This is a genomic window from Paenibacillus sp. FSL H7-0357, from assembly GCF_000758525.1.
Classification (GTDB): Bacteria; Bacillota; Bacilli; order Paenibacillales; family Paenibacillaceae; genus Paenibacillus_AQ.
The window spans coordinates 1,770,669-1,787,580 of the sequence record NZ_CP009241.1 but is presented as its reverse complement, the minus strand read 5'-3'; the positions used below and the strand labels follow the sequence as shown (position 1 = coordinate 1,787,580).

At 45.8% G+C, this 16,912-nt stretch carries 13 protein-coding genes and 1 pseudogene; 3 read left to right on the top strand and 11 right to left on the bottom strand.

The window, feature by feature from the left end; translation table 11 throughout:
- The first annotated feature begins 24 nt into the window (after nucleotides 1-24).
- Together H70357_RS07925 and H70357_RS07920 are read left to right on the top strand one after the other, a co-directional pair.
- On the top strand, nucleotides 25-1,563 hold the full coding sequence (locus H70357_RS07925) for a response regulator transcription factor (protein ID WP_038587652.1): 1,539 nt from the start codon (nucleotides 25-27) through the stop codon (nucleotides 1,561-1,563).
- A 1-nt stretch (nucleotide 1,564) separates the two neighbouring features.
- Nucleotides 1,565-3,265 (top strand): sensor histidine kinase, encoded by a 1,701-nt coding sequence (locus H70357_RS07920; protein WP_038587649.1) that lies wholly within the window; start codon nucleotides 1,565-1,567, stop codon nucleotides 3,263-3,265.
- A 37-nt stretch (nucleotides 3,266-3,302) separates the two neighbouring features.
- Here H70357_RS07920 and H70357_RS07915 read toward each other — a convergent pair whose 3' ends face one another.
- The 11 genes and pseudogenes from H70357_RS07915 to H70357_RS07865 form a co-directional block, all read right to left on the bottom strand.
- On the bottom strand, nucleotides 3,303-3,788 hold the full coding sequence (locus tag H70357_RS07915) for a hypothetical protein (protein ID WP_038587645.1): 486 nt from the start codon (nucleotides 3,786-3,788) through the stop codon (nucleotides 3,303-3,305).
- Nucleotides 3,766-4,311 carry a helix-turn-helix transcriptional regulator gene (locus H70357_RS07910; protein WP_038587643.1) on the bottom strand — a complete coding sequence of 182 codons (546 nt, stop codon included), beginning with the start codon at nucleotides 4,309-4,311 and terminating at the stop codon, nucleotides 3,766-3,768. The genes H70357_RS07915 and H70357_RS07910 overlap by 23 nt, the downstream gene beginning before the upstream one ends.
- A gap of 311 nt (nucleotides 4,312-4,622) precedes the next feature.
- Nucleotides 4,623-5,006, bottom strand: coding sequence for a hypothetical protein (locus H70357_RS07905; RefSeq protein ID WP_038587640.1), 384 nt, complete (start codon nucleotides 5,004-5,006; stop codon nucleotides 4,623-4,625).
- An 80-nt stretch (nucleotides 5,007-5,086) separates the two neighbouring features.
- Nucleotides 5,087-7,378 carry an ABC transporter permease gene (locus tag H70357_RS07900; protein ID WP_038587637.1) on the bottom strand — a complete coding sequence of 764 codons (2,292 nt, stop codon included), beginning with the start codon at nucleotides 7,376-7,378 and terminating at the stop codon, nucleotides 5,087-5,089.
- Nucleotides 7,378-8,082 (bottom strand): ABC transporter ATP-binding protein, encoded by a 705-nt coding sequence (locus tag H70357_RS07895; protein WP_038587634.1) that lies wholly within the window; start codon nucleotides 8,080-8,082, stop codon nucleotides 7,378-7,380. The genes H70357_RS07900 and H70357_RS07895 overlap by 1 nt, the downstream gene beginning before the upstream one ends.
- Complete coding sequence (locus H70357_RS07890; RefSeq protein WP_038587631.1) at nucleotides 8,079-8,777, bottom strand: TetR/AcrR family transcriptional regulator; 699 nt, start codon at nucleotides 8,775-8,777, stop codon at nucleotides 8,079-8,081. Before H70357_RS07890 ends, H70357_RS07895 begins: the two co-directional genes overlap by 4 nt.
- Nucleotides 8,778-8,864: 87 nt before the next feature.
- A pseudogene (locus H70357_RS35040) lies at nucleotides 8,865-9,008 on the bottom strand (sigma factor-like helix-turn-helix DNA-binding protein); the annotation flags it as partial.
- Nucleotides 9,009-9,557: 549 nt separating this feature from the next.
- Complete coding sequence (locus H70357_RS07880; protein WP_038587626.1) at nucleotides 9,558-10,619, bottom strand: glycoside hydrolase family 130 protein; 1,062 nt, start codon at nucleotides 10,617-10,619, stop codon at nucleotides 9,558-9,560.
- 20 nt (nucleotides 10,620-10,639) lie between these two features.
- Nucleotides 10,640-12,181 (bottom strand): extracellular solute-binding protein, encoded by a 1,542-nt coding sequence (locus tag H70357_RS07875; RefSeq protein ID WP_038587624.1) that lies wholly within the window; start codon nucleotides 12,179-12,181, stop codon nucleotides 10,640-10,642.
- A gap of 71 nt (nucleotides 12,182-12,252) precedes the next feature.
- Nucleotides 12,253-13,131: a carbohydrate ABC transporter permease gene (locus H70357_RS07870; RefSeq protein WP_052091900.1), complete on the bottom strand. Its 879-nt coding sequence runs from the start codon at nucleotides 13,129-13,131 to the stop codon at nucleotides 12,253-12,255.
- 12 nt (nucleotides 13,132-13,143) lie between these two features.
- Entirely contained in the window at nucleotides 13,144-14,082 is a 939-nt protein-coding gene (locus H70357_RS07865) for an ABC transporter permease (RefSeq protein WP_038587622.1), read from the bottom strand.
- Between the two features lie 233 nt (nucleotides 14,083-14,315).
- Between H70357_RS07865 and H70357_RS07860 the strand changes: the two genes are divergently transcribed.
- Entirely contained in the window at nucleotides 14,316-16,643 is a 2,328-nt protein-coding gene (locus H70357_RS07860; RefSeq protein WP_038587620.1) for an AraC family transcriptional regulator, read from the top strand.
- Nucleotides 16,644-16,912 lie beyond the last annotated feature (269 nt).

The following is a 16,912-nucleotide window of genomic DNA, read 5'->3' as shown; positions in this document are numbered from 1 at the left end:
CTGCGCTTGGAGAGGACGACCGAAATGTTAAGCATATTAGTAGTAGATGACCAAAGGGAAGAACGGGAGGGTATTGAATTTCTCATTCATGAACTGGGGTTTCCCCTCCATGTCGTAACGGCGGAAAACGGACGAAAGGCTCTCGATTATTTAGAGCATAAGTCTGTAGATATCCTCTTTACTGATGTTAGAATGCCATTAATGGATGGACTGCAGCTTTCAAAAAAAGCTTTAAGCCTTCAATCCAGCTTGAAAGTTATTCTGTTCAGCGGCTTCGCCGAATTTGAATATGCAAAAACGGCCATCTCCCTCGGTGTTTCTGATTATCTCCTCAAACCGATCAATGTTGAAGCCTTTCAAAATACCATGCAAAAAGTAATGGATCAGTTAATGGACCAAAAACAGGAAAATGCAGCTTCGCAAATTAAACAAGGTTATGTTAAGAAACATGTGCTTTTTAATCTGGTCAACGGCTTGGGAATGCCGTCCTCTATGAAGGATGTTTCGTTCGGTCTACCCGATCATTATCATGGAATGGTTTTGATGGAATTTGAAAAGAATTTTTTTGAGAATGCCGAACCGGATTTCGAGGAATTTATCTTGTCTTTGTTAGAGGGGCAGATTGATTACTTAAATCTAAATGATTGTCAAAGTCTGCTGCTGTTTTCCCAGCGCCAATCATGGTCTTTCTCTTCATCCCATGAATTAGGCATGCATATACGAGACAGCATACTAAAGAAATATAAAGTAAATTGCTACCTTGCTATTTATGATGAAATCACCATGTTACCGGATCTTTCAACAGCTCTGATTCAATTAGATCAACTGATGGAATACCGGTTCTTCTCACCGGATTATTTTGTATTTGATGTCAAAAAAGATTTTTATTTTGCTGATGATAGGCTCCCCGAACTATCAGATAATGATTTATTAGACAAAATCAGAAGTGATTTGATGGATAGAGATTTTTTTAGTCTTAGAGCCAATACAGATTTATTGTATCAAAAATATGCGAAGCAGCTTCAATTTTCACAATTATATGTCAAGTATATGTTCTCCTCTTTGTATCAGGAAATTATGACTTATTCAGCACCTATCCCTGAAATAGAGCTCTGCCGGGGAATCGAAAAACTATACAAATCAGAAGAATTAAAGGAAATAAAAGAAATCATATTTGAAGGAATTGCCCGTCTTGAACAAGAGTACAGCAGTTCGGAATTTTTAAACCGGGATATTGCCTCTGTAAAGCAGTACATCGGGGATCATTATGGCGAGGATTTGAGTTTGGATCTTCTTGCTGCAAAGGTACATTTGTCTCCCCATTATTTAAGTTCAATTTTCAAAAAGAATACGGGAAACGGATTAAACAAGTATATTAAAAATGTTCGTATGAAAATAGCGAAAGACTTGCTGATGCAGACACATCTAAAAGTATCGGACATTTGCTATAAAGTGGGATTTCAAAACGTTTCTTATTTTTGCCAAAATTTCAGAGATTTTTTCGGGCATACTCCTGAGAAATTCAGACAGTTGAATCAGAAACTCAACTTGGGAGAGAAATAGCATGCAGATATGGCAGTCTTTTAAACAGAGAATCGGTGACTTTCGATTTCAAACCAAAATAAAGCTTTCTTTTTTACTGGTAAGTATGATTCCTGTGATTGTTCTCGGAAGTTTTTGCTTCTCGAAAACCAGGTCACTCTTAGTGCAGCAAGCAAAAGCCGATCTAAATGCCACATTAACTCAAAGTGTCTTAACTGTAAATAATCAACTTGATGTTTATAATAAATTCATGAACTTTCTGAGCTTCAATCAAGAAATTATAAATGCCGCCAATAACACTTATACCAGTGAATATGAAATGTATGATCAGTTAACTAACGTAATCGATCAAAACTTCTATACCGCACGTTACTTAAATCCTGGAGTAGAACAAATCACGCTTTATACGGGGACTAATTTACCTCAACACGGAAACACCGTAATCCCTATTGATGAAATAAAGGGAACCTCCTGGTATCCGAATGTAATGAAATCGGTTGATGTTCTTTGGTCTGCCAGTGAAAAAAACATATACAGTGTCCGCAGAATCCTTAGCACGAAACACAGAAATCCCAAAGATAATATTCTATTTGCACGGGTTAACTATGATAAACTATTCAAAACTTTTGAGCCCCTCCAATCTCACGGCTCGGAGATTATTATATTGGACTCCAGCGGAAATACCGTCTATTCCTCGGGCGCTAACCGTGAAAATCCGGATATTCCGGTTACCGCTAAGCAACATTGGCAAGGTGAGAGCTACACCGCCTTGTCTTCTACTGTCCCGCTTTCGGGATGGAACGTATATTTATATAAGCCGACAAATCTAATCACAAAGTCCGCATGGTGGATTGCCTTGATCGTCCTGTTGATGATTGCCGCCTGCATCGCGGCAGTTGTCGTGGCAGGCACTCTCTTTTCGCGTAGAATTATGTTGCCTATTCACCGGCTGCATAAAAGCATGAAGCTTGTTGGAGAAGGGAATTTGGAAATTAAAGTCTCTAGCGAGTCTAAAGATGAAATTGGTGATCTGATCAGAGGATTTGGAAATATGGTGGGGAAAACCAAGACTCTTATTGATACTGTGTATGTGGCAGAAATCGCACGCAAGGAATATGAGATGAAAGCTCTGCAGGCGCAAATCAACCCTCATTTCCTTTACAATTCCCTCTCTATAATTAATTGGAGAGCACTGCGAATCCATGCGACGGACATTAGTGAAATGGCACAGCTTTTATCAACATTTTATCGTACTACTCTCAATAAGGGAGATAATCTTATATTGGTTTCAGATGAAATTCTTAATGTGCAGTCCTATATTAATATCCAATTGATTATGCACAGCAACAATTTCAAAGTGGACTATCAGATTGATGATTCCATTCTTTCTTGCCTTATGCCTAATCTGATGCTCCAACCTTTAGTCGAAAATGCGATCATTCATGGAATTGAAAACCGTGAAGACGGTGATGGAATAATACAGCTCTCAGCCAAGAAAGAAGAGCAAAGTATTGTTCTGCAGATCACTGACAATGGGGTTGGAGTGGAGGAAGAGCAGCTTGTACTTTTGCTTAAATCTCATTCTAAAGGGTATGGACTTAAAAATGTAAATGATCGGGCGGTTCTAATGTACGGCGAGCAGTATGGACTGACGATCCATAGTATTGTCGGGGAAGGGACTCAAGTTACACTCAAAATTCCTTATGGCGAACTTCAAGTATGATCCTAGTTCAAAGCATCTTCCCCGTTGTTATGAGAATTTATTTATTAAATTTATTTTCTATATCTTTAGCAAATTTCTCGCCCTCATCGGCTAAATGTTTTCTCATAAAGAATCCGCCAAAACCATTTATCCATGCTGCAAAAGCCAGTAGCCGAGATGGAAAGTCCGCTCCAATCGTACAACTAAGTTCGCAAGAGGTGTTATCAATAGGCGTGACCTTCATTTCCCATGGAACTCCAACAATGGCTGGTATCCATCGGCATATATATGCTTTTGTCCTGTCAGAGTAGAAACGCAAATGATCGTCTGTGTGCTCTTTTAATTGATAGTGCTGAACAATCATCTCATTCCCCATATTTTCCACATTAACCATATAGAATTCCCCATCTTCAAAATAACTGCCCATTGCCTTGTGACCTTTTGAAAAGGATTCATATTCAGCTGGAGTCATCTCAGTTACCCATTTGTACAAATTCACATGATTAGCAGCAATCTGCATTTTAAATTTCTTTGTCATTCTCATAGTCATTAACCTTCTTTCCTGTAATTTTTCTTGTGAGTTCATCGTGCCAGTTCATAATCATTTGATAATACTCTTTGCCAAACATCAACGTCGCGTGCTCATATCCCCCCATCTCATGACCATGTTGCTCTTCTATCAAGGTTAGCTTGTTATATTCACTGGCGACAGTGGTTTGAAAGTCGGCAATCAATCGAACAACCTCAAGATCGTCAAGATATTTATAGAAGAAAAGCTTATTCAAATACTCATAATTAAAAGGGGAAAACGTACAGGGTGTTTTTAACCATTCTATAAATTCACTCTTCCCTTTTTCCGTGATACCATATGATTTTTTAAATCTGCCTTCCTCTACCACTTCTTCAAACTTGATAAGCTCCCCCTTTTCCATTTTTTTCAGCATAGGATATATGCTTCCGAAGCTGGCATCAATAAAGTTGGAAGTACTTAACGTCATCTTCTGCTTGATTTCATATCCTGTCATATCCTTTTCGCAGAGAAACCCAAGTATTACGTAAATCAACATAGAATCCATCCCTTCATGAATAAATTATATATACAAGCGATATATATCGTCTCGATACATTAAACTTAAAGGCTGACGATCGATTTGTCAATAGCCTTTGCGGAATTTTATTTAGCAATCTTATTTAAGCATCGCTGGACTAGAATCAAAGAATGACGGTACTGCGCTTTCAATCTAAACAAAAAAATCCAAAAGGATGTTATCCCTTTAGATTTCTCAAAGTAAGCTGTAATTTTCAACATCTCTATCACTGCGTCTTATAAAACTCATGGTAACAGGTAATGGTAGGGTGTTGTGCAGCAGGTCTGATGTTATTGTTCGGGTCTCATGCTGCGCCGCAGCAATTGGGCTATGACCAGCAGGAGAGCTCCCCCCCCAGCTACAGTAGGCTTTACCAGAAGCATCGTCTGTTCCACTGGTTCATTTAAGAAATTCCCTATTGCGTAATCAATCCCGATCATCAGTGCTGCCAACACTATTAAGGCAAAAGCAAGCTTCACCTTCAGGCTTGCTTTCACCAGTTGTGCAAACAGCACAACTAACCAAAAGGCAGGCAATATGACCCTTACCAGCGGCCAGGCCAGATTCTCGAACCAGTTCTCATAGGGCTCAAGAGAATACATCAGGTAGAGGAAAGGCAGCAGGGTCAAGCTTAAAGCAAGAAGGCCGAAGACAGCTTTGTACTTAGAAGCCATGCACGAAATGAGCTTCTCATCATATTACTAAACCTTCTTTCGAAATTCATCACTAATAGTGCAGATATAACGAGTAACAGTTATTCCACTGATTTCAGCGAGGTGACCATATCAATCTTTTCAATCTTACTGTTGATAACCATACTGACTAGATAAGAGCACAGCAAAGTTACTACAATCGCAATCATATAGCTGTAAGGCTTGATCTCAGGAAAAAGCTCCATTCTCTCGCTGTTGCTCATCCTTACCGTAGCTTTGATGACATAAGTGCCCAAAGGCAGCGCAAGGATGATTCCAGTAACGGTAATTAACATATTCTCACTGAACAGCAGCCGTTTGATTTCCTTATGCCGGAAGCCGAGCACCTTCAAAGTAGCGAACTCCCTGCCCATTTCGGTCAGGCTGATCAGACCAAGACTGTAAATGACTGTGGTTCCCAGCAGAATGGCCGACAAGGTCAGGACAATCGCCGTTCCGAATACCCCTTCATTCAATTTGAACGTCGCTGCCTTCATATCTGCTTTGGCGAGCACCTGTGTAATTGCTGGACTATTTCTCAGCTGCTGAAGATCTGCACCGGCACCAGCCAGAATCGAGGTTGGCTGGAACGTTTCACCCATGGATTCCCAGGCCGTTCTAGAGATAAAAATCTCATTGGCTGTAGGAATAACCACAGTATCTGCAACGATAGCACTGCTCCATTTTCCGCCCCCGAAACGCCACTCCACCGTTCCGCCTATGTTGATGCCTAGAACCTTGGCGGTCCGTTCAGAGAGCACAATTCCGCTGGCAGGCAGTTTCATCGGTTCCCTGTTGTCCATGTCGAGATTGATGTAGTCACCCGTATCAGCAATCTTGACCGGCTGATTACGGCGCACCTCACCGCTGCGAAGTTCTAGTTCCCCTTCCTGAATGTACTGGTAGTCATTGCCCGAGATCATCTCAGTATTTGGAGCCACTACGCGGTTAAGCTCCGCTTTATAAGTATAGAGGTACTGGTTCTCATAGCTGAGTCCTACTGAACGGTTGGAAGTATTGATGTTGGATAAGCCGAACAGAATTAGAAAAGTACAAGCGAAAGAGCCGATAATACCCATGATTCCACGGATACGACTTGCGTTCATGTTGCGGATTATCCATTTGTTCTCGAACGAAATCCGTTCCCAGCTGTTTTTAAAGTTCTCCATTACCGTTTTGGCCGGTCTTTTCTTCGGCTGCCCCTTCAGCACGAAGGCAGGCAGTTCTTTAAGCTTGCTTCCGGCAGCGAGCAGTACGCCCAGCGTGCAGCACAAGCAGATCACGATCACGGCATATACGGTATGTAGCGGAATCTTCTGTGACCATTCAGGCAGGATAAACGATTGGGTTAAGGTTCGCATAAAGATCGCCGGAAGGCCGAAACACCCCAGAATTAGACCTGCCCCCCCTCCAACCAGCCCCATCCACAGGCCATAGGAAAGATAGTGATTCTGAATCTGTCTGCTGCTAAAACCCAGTGACATCAATGTGCCAATCTGTATTCTCTGCTTGGCGATCAGCCGGGTCATCGTACTGACCACAACCAGTATGGCCAGCAGGAAAAAAAACAGAGGTGCGATATAGGCGATCGTATTGAATTGAATGATTTGCTCCTCCACACTAATTGTGCTGTTATATCCCGCCTGATTCACTACCGATATGTACTTGTCACCCAACACCTGTTCGACCAGTGCGTTCACTTCCTCCAGCTCCGCTTCAGGCAGGACTGTCAGAATAATCTGATTCATGGGCTCTTCTCCAAAAGCTGCAGCGGCACTTGCTCGCCCGATAAATCCATAACCGTACATGTCGTGCCGGATGGACGGTGTTTCAGCCGATGTGTCAGTTACCTTTTCTGGACTAAGCACCAGTCCATTAATCACTAATTCCGCAGACTCCGACTGTGAACCGACTCCGTCCAGCTCTATCTTGTCGCCAACCTTAAGCCTGTTAGCTAGTGCATATTCCCGGTCCAGCCAGATTCCGTTTTGGTCAGGGCTGAAGGCCTGACCTTCCATCAGATAGGGACGGGATAGCTTGTTATCTCCCAATATGAATAGGTCCAACTGGCTGTTGCCAGAATGAACCTTATGGACAGTACGCCCCTGGGCCTCTTCTACTCCATCCAATTGGGAGATTGCAGCCACATCTTCCTCACTGATCTCCGCACCGTTAATCCACAGGTCGTTAAGATGAGTCTTGGAATAGAAATCTGAAACACTTTCCTGCAGGCGGCTGCCAACTGTAGTTATACCGGCGTAAGCGAATACCCCGCAGGCTACAATGATGATGATGGTTAGGAACTGCGCTTTCTCAGACCAGATGTCCCGAAACATTTTTTTGAGCAATATCATCACCAGGCCACCTCGCTCATCGGCACCGGTGTTTCATTGATCTGCACCTTCATCACTTTACCATCCTTCAAATGAATCACCTTATTGGCAGCTTTGGCTATTGCCGCATTGTGGGTGACCACAATTACCGTCTGGCCGTTAGCCTTGCTCATGTCCCAGAGCGTTGAGAGAATCAGCTCCCCGGTTGTACTGTCTAGTGCACCTGTCGGCTCGTCACAGAGCAGCAGCTTCGGATTTTTGCAGATAGCTCTGGCAATCGACACCCGCTGCTGTTCTCCGCCGGACAACTCTCCCGGAAAATGGTCCATTCGCTCCTCGAGGCCAACCGCCTTCAGAATGGCCGCCGCATTAAGGGAATTGTCGCTTAGCTTCTTAGCTACGTCCACATTCTCCCTGGCAGTCAAATTGGGAATTAGATTATAGAACTGGAAAACAAATCCCACATCTTTGCGGCGGTATTCCCCGAGCTGTGCAGTAGTGTAATCAGCGATATTGTTTTGATCAATGACAATCTGTCCCGAGCTGGCTTTATCCATACCCCCGAGCAGATTGAGCAGCGTGCTTTTGCCGGAGCCGGAGGGCCCCAGGATAACCACGAACTCCCCTACCTCAATCGTAAAATCCAGGCCATCCACCGCATTGACCGTCATTGCCCCCACCTGATAGCTGCGGACCACATTTGTTAGACTGATTAACGTTGTCATGTCAAGACTCCTTCATTCATATTTAATTCCTTCGGATCGACTCCCAGCATCAACAGCAGGCTGCGGGCCAAGGTGTTTGTCAGCTTCATTTCGTCCAGTGATAATCCCGGTGCTTCGGCGGGCAGCTTGTAGCAACGGGTGAGGATCAAATCCCGCACGATACCATCCATGGACACTACCGCAAACGAAAAGACATCCTCCAGTGGAATCAGCGGCTTCAGCGTAGCATCGTCCACCTTCTGAGCCAAATATTCCATCGAACGCTGCATGAGCAAGGCGTAGTCGTTAACTTCTGTAGACCTCTCCTGTATTTTCCGGAAAAACTCCAGATCAGTTACCATCTTGGTGTTCAGCTCGAATGAGATTTTCCCGCCACCTGCTAAAGAATCACGCAAATACGCTCCCAATTGGGCAAATACCGCGAAGAGGACCTTGGGCACACTTTCATCTCTGGAAAAGACCGGTTCAATCTGTTCCCAAATCTTGAACTTCCCGTCGATCCGGTTCATCAAACTGATCAACACATCATCAATATCTGAGAAATGGCGGTACACGCTGCCTGGACTAAGCTTGGTTTGCCGGATGATATCTCTCATTGTTATCTCGTAAGCAGGCTTGCTCTCACACAGTACCTCAGCAGCATCCAGAATTGACTCGCGTTTGCGCTGCTCATAACCTTCCGGAACCTTCGGCATTCCTGTTGTCACACCCCTTTCAATAAAAATGACGCATGCGTCGTTTTTAAGAGTAAGGCATTCAGGTAGTATTTGTCAACTCATAGTTCACATTGACCATTTAGTTGCTTTTTCAAATGTTCTATTGTGACGCCATTTTTCTATTCTTGAAACATAGCTGCATGAGATACCCAGGTCCTTGGCGATCTCCCGCTGCGTCCGCTCTTCACCGCCTGTATCCAGACCAAACCGTCGGGCTCCCTAGCAGCCTTGCACCGCCTCCGGGTTTGGGGAGTTCCACCCGCTTGACTGGTGCAGGTCTATATCCCCTGACGATTTCATCGCTTCTCTTTGTTGTCAGCTCTCTTGCGAGATATTCAGCTGTCTTTGCTCTTCATACGACGCGCTATCCATTAGCTCTTTTCTTTCGGTTCAACCATTCAGTAAGCTGCTGTTGCAATAGCTTAAGTACTATTGCTCTGCGGACTCCTGCCAGCACAGTGTTGCCTCTCGGCTACGGTTACAAGTTTTTTTTACTTATCTTATCAGACCTCCGCAGATAGGAACGCCACCCCCAGTTCAGGAGTTTCAGCCTAGAGATGATGCCCATGCCATGCGCACTAAAAAAGGCTGCCGAGACTTTCTCGACAGCCTGAGAAAGCAGATAATCTATGCTTTGATTATCTGCTTTCTTTTCGTATATAGAATTTTTGTATAAAGAGGTGAGCATAGTGATGAATTACGACCGATTATGGCGCTCCCTTTGCTGAAAAATTACGGTAAATACAATATGCAGGTAGACTAATTAATTTCCTCATAAGATAATGTATCAAAAATATCATTCAGCGGAATATCGGCAACTGCCATGACTTCGTCAGCAGCCCCATAATACATCCGGACGGTATCCCCGATTAACAGGGCGCCGCATGAGAAGACCACGCCGCCGAAGAAACCGTTCACTTCATAATCCGCCTCCGGCTCCATGAACGGCCGGGTCGAACGTGCCAGGACTTTGCCCGGATCTTCGAGATCCAGCAGTACGGCTCCCATACAATACCGGTGTTTGGTATCGGCACCGTGGTACAGTGTCAGCCAGCCCCGCTCAGTCCTGAGCGGTACGGCTCCGCCGCCCATTCTGCCACCGTCCCAGGACGCCTTGCGGAGTCCCATCAGGAAACGGTGATTGCCCCAATGCAGCAGGTCCGGCGATTCTGCGATCCACATTTCCGGCGCACCGAAGGAATGCGGTACCGGACGGGTTAAGGCATAGTATTTGCCGCCAATCCTCTCAGGAAACAGCATCACGTCCTTGTTCTCCGGAGCCAGGATTATTCCGTGGCGCTTGTAGGTTACAAAGTCGTATGTCTCAGCCAAGCCTACGCCTACCCCGCGGGAAGAAGCCGCACTGTATGTGATGTAATACTTATCTCCGATCTGCGTGATGCGCGGGTCTTCCACTCCCCAGGCTTCAAGCGCCGTCTGCGGGAAGATCGCCGGCTGATCCTCCACGGTGAAATGGATGCCATCCTTGCTGCGTGCCACGCGAAGATGGGACATGGAGGTCAGCATCACCATTTGACCCTTCTCCGCAACAAAGCGGGTATCACTAAGATCATACCGTTCATCGTTTGATGACAAACGTTCTACCGTAATCTCTCCTGTAACATCATTCAGCTTCGGGACCGGCACCTCTCCTTCGGCGCTGCTGACCGGTGCTTCGGCCACACGGAGCAGCAGAATGGTTTCTTCTCCATAAACAGCAACTCCAGCATTGAAGGCTCCAAGCACTTTGAAGTCCGGCCGTGAAGGCTTCACATCGGTCGTCCTGACGATAGGATTATGTTCTGAACGTATTACTGTCATTCATATCTCCTCTTTCTGCTCTATTTGGCTACTACCGCATCGATCTGCTTCTGAATCTCGTCAATTACCTTTTGACCACCGACACCGAGAATCTTGTCCTTCAGCATTTCTTTGCCTTTATCTGCCGGCAGTACACCTTGGGACAGCGGCAGGAACACAGAATCGAAGAATGGCGTGGTCTTGGCATATTCGGTCTTCACCTGTTCGGCGTCAAAGCTGAATCCGGTGATGGGGCTTAAGTTGAAGAAATCAGCTGCGCCGGCCTTTTCAACCCATTCCTTGTCACCGGCCAGCATGTTGTCCGGAGTACGCTCCAGTGTTGGACGCCAGGTGAGCACAAACCCGGGGAATACATACGCAGAAAGCTGCTTGTAACTTGAATCGCCCACGGATTCCCAGTCTTTTCCTTCAACACCATACTCCAGCAGATCGTGATTTTCTTTAACCGACAGCCAATTGGCTACATCCATGACCAGCTCGGCATGCTTCGAAGCTTTGGGGATCGTGAGGAAGTTCCACTGCTGGTAATTGGAATACGGCTTGGAGGTCTCGTCGTGGGGAACCACCACTTCAAGCTCGGCTCCATCAATCTTGAGCGCGTCCAGATACTTCAGACCTTCTACGCCATCAGCCGCATAATAGGTTGCCGCATATTTACCCTGGTTGAATAAGGTCTGGGCATTCTGCTCCTGGGCAATATTCTTGGATAGGATGCCATCCTCATAATACTTAGTCGCCCGTTCAAAGGATTGGTCCAGCGTCTTGGCATCCCACGCTCCTACAACCTTCTTATTTTCAAGTGAATAATAGAACATAGGCACTAAGGTCTCAATATAGCTTACTTTCCCAGTATTTAAGGTGTCATTAAATAATGCCGGAAGCTTGTCTGCTTTGCGGCCGTCGATTACAAACGGCTTAATCGTAGTTTCCTTTTCTTTGACGGTATACAGGAATTTCTCCACATCAGCTACTGTCTTCAGCTCGGGCATCCCGTATTTCTCACGCAGATCCTTGCGGATAACGAAGCCGTACAAGGTTCCCTGCACAGTCCCGAGTGGAATACCCATGATCTTCCCGCCAAATTTGTTGGCATCCCACATTTGATCGGGAATGGACTCCTTCAATTCCTTACGCGAAGCTACCATATCATCCAGCGGAATAATCGAGCCGCTGGCAATCATCTGTGACATCGATAACCACGGCGCATCCAGATACATGTCAAATTCCTCGCCTGCCGACATTTTAACCGAGACCGAATTACCATAATCGGACCAAGGGAGAAAATTGATATTTAACGAAGCGCCTACGTTGTCCGCTTTCAGCTTTTCATTGACTGCCTTGAGCACATCCTCGAAGCCAGAAGGCTTATCACCCGGGAAATATGCTTTTAATTCCACTGTCTCCTTCGGGCTGTCCGCTGAATTGCTCTGACCCTTGCCCTCTCCGTTATTCGGAGTGTTTGCTCCGGTATTATTGTTTCCGTTTCCCCCGCAGCCGGATACAAGCATGGATAGTGACAGTACCGCAGCTATTGTGATGCTGAGCATTTTCTTTGATCTCATTTTAATAACCCTCCCCAATTCATAATGCTTATATGCAATAACCGGAAATCCGGTTGATGCCAGAAACTGGCTTACCCTTTGACTGCCCCTACCGTCAGCCCTTTGACAAAATATTTCTGCAGCATGGGATAGAGCAGGATAATCGGACCGATAGTCAGCACTGTCGTTGCCATGCGGACCCCGTAAGTCGGCGCCACGGTAGAGATTGCAGCGGAAGCCGGAATCAGATTTTTGGCCGCTTCCATATTAGAGACCATCCGGCGCAGTATCAGCTGCAGCGGGAACAGCTTTTCGTTATCGATAAACATCAGTCCCATGTACCAGTCATTCCAATAATAAAGCGCGTAGAACAGTCCCACTGAGGCCAGAATCGGCTTGGAGATCGGAAGTATAATCTGAAAGAACACTCTCATTTCATTGGCGCCGTCTATACGTGCCGCTTCCTCCAGCTCCTCCGGAACCGTTCTGAAGAAGCTTACTAGAAGAAATACAAGGAAAGGCTGGCAGAGCAGCGGAAGAATCAGCGCCCAGATTGTATTTTGCAGATGCAGCCATTGGCTGACCACGATATAGAAGGGAATGATTCCTCCCGAGAACAGCATGGGCAGATAGCAGAAAAGTAAAAATGGAGTTTGCAGTACATTGCGCTTATTGGCCAGTGAATAGGCCAGCATGGCCGAAATGCAGAGTGCAGTGATCGTACCCGCAACTGTAATGATTATGGTTATGCCATATCCATTGTATAAAGCGTCCGAGTGCAGGAGCGCCTTGTATGCGTCAATCGAGAACGCTTTGGGGAAAAGCGTATAGCCGTTCACAATCAGCTCACTCTCCTCTGTGAACGAACCGATGACCATCAGCAGAAATGGAAGAATGCAGAATAGCGTGAACAAGATGAGGACAGCATAGGCAAAAATGCTAAATAAACGGTCAGACAACGTCTGTTTCAAGTGTTTTCCCTCCTAGAACAAAGCGGATTCTTTGGACATTTTGCGCGTAACCGCATTGGCGATAATCACGAAGATAAGACCCATCACCGACTGGAATAAACCCACCGCGGAGGACATCCCGAAATCATGAAGCTGCCGCATGGAACGGAATACGAAGGTATCAATCACATCCGTCGTCGGGTACAGCAGAGAGTTATCACCGATAATCGCATAGATCATGGCAAAGTCGCCGTTGAAGATTCTGCCTACCGACAGAAGGGTCATAATGGAAATGGTCGGAACAAGCAGAGGTAAGGTAATCCTCAGCATAATCTGCATTTTGGAGGCGCCGTCTATCCGTGCTGCTTCATATAAATCCTCGGAAATACCCGTAATGGCCGCCAAAAAGATAATTGATAAGTAGCCGGCTCCCTGCCACACACGGATAATCGTAAGGATCCATGGCCATAAGGCAGATTCAAACATCCAATTGACCGGCTCAAAGCCCAAATTCTGAATCCACGCATTGACAGGCGGAGATTCACCTCCCAGGAAGGATTGAACCAGCATGCCGATCACAATCCATGACATGAAGTAAGGAAGAAAAATCAGCGACTGCGAAATCCGTTTGAAATACTTATTGCGGATCTCATTGAACATCAGAGCAATAAGAACCGCTGCAAGTGTTGTAAAAACAATGAACAGCACATTCAGCAGCAGGGTATTGCGCAGGATGATCCAGAAGTCGTCCGATGTAAAGAAATAATTGAAGTTGCGGAAGCCTACCCACTCACTTCCGGTAATCCCTTTGGAAAAGTCATAATTCTTAAACGCAATAAGGATTCCGTAAATCGGAAAATAACTGAAGATAAGAAAGAAGAGCAATCCTGGCACCGCCATCCCGTATAAAAAAGGATTACGTGCAATTTGCTGCAGTTTGTAGCCTGCCCCGCGTTTCCGGACATTTGGCATTTCTGTGTACCCCCTCGTGAATAATTCGTTACAAGCTTTGTCTGGGAAAAACATACCAGGCTTTGATATTCCAGACCATTGCGGGAATTAACGATGTCTACTGTATGCATGAATCAGCGGACTTCCCAAAAGCATCACAGTTTCAGGAACCATCGATTGTCTTTATCAAAAGCAGCGATATGATACAATAAATCTGCCTTATCAATCCACAGAGATACAGACGGGGGTACAACATGCCTAGATTAAAACTATCCCGGTTGAATTTTTTGAAGCAACGCTCCACTTTTATCAAAATCATCATTTATTTTGTCAGCGCCAATATTATCGTACTGGCGGTTTCATTCATTGCCCTCTATTCTCTATCCTCAAAGACCCTGCTCAAAGAAATCGGCGACCACTCCGAGTCTCTGTTAGTCAATGGAGCCAAGAATACAGCGCAGCTCATGGAATGGTCTATCAATTACGCTTATTCCTCGAGCTCCGATGTCCAGATCGAGTCTTATGCGCTCTCAGAGCAGCACAGCGACCTGGACACCTATGCGGTTTGGAGCCGGCTGATGAACATCAAGAAGGGAAATCCATCCATCGATTCGGTCTATCTGATTAATGATTATACGCAGCAAATTATCGATTCCCGGCTGGGCGTGAATGAATTTGACAGCTTCTATGACCAGGAGGTATTACAGCGGCTGCGGACCCGGAAACTGACTGACGGAGCCTTTCTTATTCCCCGCACCCTTCTGCTGCCGCTGGAATCCGGCAAGGAGAAGAAAGTGATTACGGCTATCGTCCCCTATGAGACCGGCAAATCTATTTCCGCTTTCGTACTGAACGTCGATGCTGACAATATCATGACGCTGCTGCAGAAAAACAGCAATGTTCTGGAGACCAGTGTCTTTGTGCTCAATGACAAAAAAGAGCTTGTCTTCAGCACCGTGAAGCTGGACGCAGAACAGATACAAGAGTTCAGCCAGGCCGTGGAAAAGGAGACGAACGGCTGGAAGATCGTTAAGCCGCAGAAATCCCCGGAGCAAATGCTGGTCTACGCCAATACCTCCATCAATGGCATCCAAAACTGGAGATTTATCGAGACGATTCCCAAATCGATAATCTTAAGCAAAATCACATGGCTGCGGAATTTGACACTGTTACTGTTTGCAGGACTGTTTGCCGCTTCCCTGTGGGTGATCATTCTATTGTCGAAACGGGTGTATTCGCCAATCCAGGAGCTTGTTCACAATGTTATGGAGCAGCATCATGCGGAGCAGCTGGACGGGCAGAACGAAGCCAATGAGCTGGTGTATTTATCCCAGGTATTTGTCTCCCAGAATGAGCGGATCCATGAGCTGACCGAGCATGGGCGGAAGAACAAGTTTCTGGCCCGGGAGCGGTTTATACGTGAATTATTGGGAGGGCTTACCTTATCCATTGCGGAAATCCGCAACAATTGCAGCGAGCTTGGCATTGAACTGTCTGAGGAGGGAGTATCTGTAGCTATCTTCCGGATAGACCAGTTTGCTTCCTTTACAGTGCGGTATTCAGAGAAAGACCAGCGGCTGTTGCGCTTCGCCATGGCTAATATTATCCAGGAATCCCTGCAGACAGACGTTATAAAAGGGATTCTTACCGTTGATATGGGCAAAGATCATGTTGCAGTGATTCTCCCGGTTGGCAGGGGGCAATCTGCGGTTATGTATGCCGGGAAGCTTCAGCAGGCGCAGCGGCTGGTAGCACAATTTCTATCCATCGGAACCACAGTAGCCTGCGGCAAACATTTGGAGGGGTTGAACGAACTTCATGAGGGTTATATGGAGGCCTATGAGACGACCCAGGAGCGTTTCCGTTTAGGGCAAGGAGCATTTGTAATAGAGGAGTATGCAGATGCAAGTCCTGCCGAGCTGTATCATATGCCGCTGGAGCTGGAAAGGCAAATGGTACAGGCCATCCATAGAGCGGATGCTTCCGCCTTCCTTGACAGCCTGTATATGGCTATTTCTTCGCTTAGAGAACGGCCATACTTCGAATGCAAAATGTCATTAATCACTTTATTCATGGAAATCCGCCGCTCGATGCAGGAGATCACCCATCAACCCGTGCTGCCCAGCTCCTGGAGTCTGACCTCGGTAGAGAATCAGATTATTAAGCTCGAAACGCTTGAAGCCGTTGTGGAGTGGATGGCAGGAGTATCCGCCAAATTTCTGGATGAGATCGCAGCCGTCCGCAGTGTCTCAAGAAATGCCGGTCTGGTCGGGCAGGTTGAACAGCTCATCGAAGCACATCTGACCGATGCTAATTTGTCCGTTAAGATGCTCTCCGATGAGCTTGGCCTGTCGGTAAATTATATTAGAAATTTGTACAAGAACGAGACGAACCGCTCCATTACGGAAACGATTTCCGAGAAGCGTTTAAGCATCATCTGCGAGGAACTGATATCCAGCGAAGCGCCGATTGAGCCGATCGTACTGAAATATGGCTTTTCTTCATTAAATACCTTCTATATTGCTTTCAAAAAAAGATATGGCGTTACTCCGGCAGTCTACAGGAAATCCAATCAGAAATAGATCCGGGCCGTCTGTAGTGAAACCTAGCTGCCGCTTTCAGCGGATGGTCTATTTCTCCGGGATTGACGGCGACTATTTTGAACTTTCACCAACCAGATGATGCGTGTTTCTGTCAGAAGCAACTCATCCGCAGACAAGTCGCTTTCTAAACGTTCTATCGATACGCTTGATTATGTATTTCTTGATTCAACTGGTGGTTGAATATTATTAAAAATCAAATATGAAGTTATTGTACATCCCAGGTAATTCCAATAAAATTGGGTTACGTA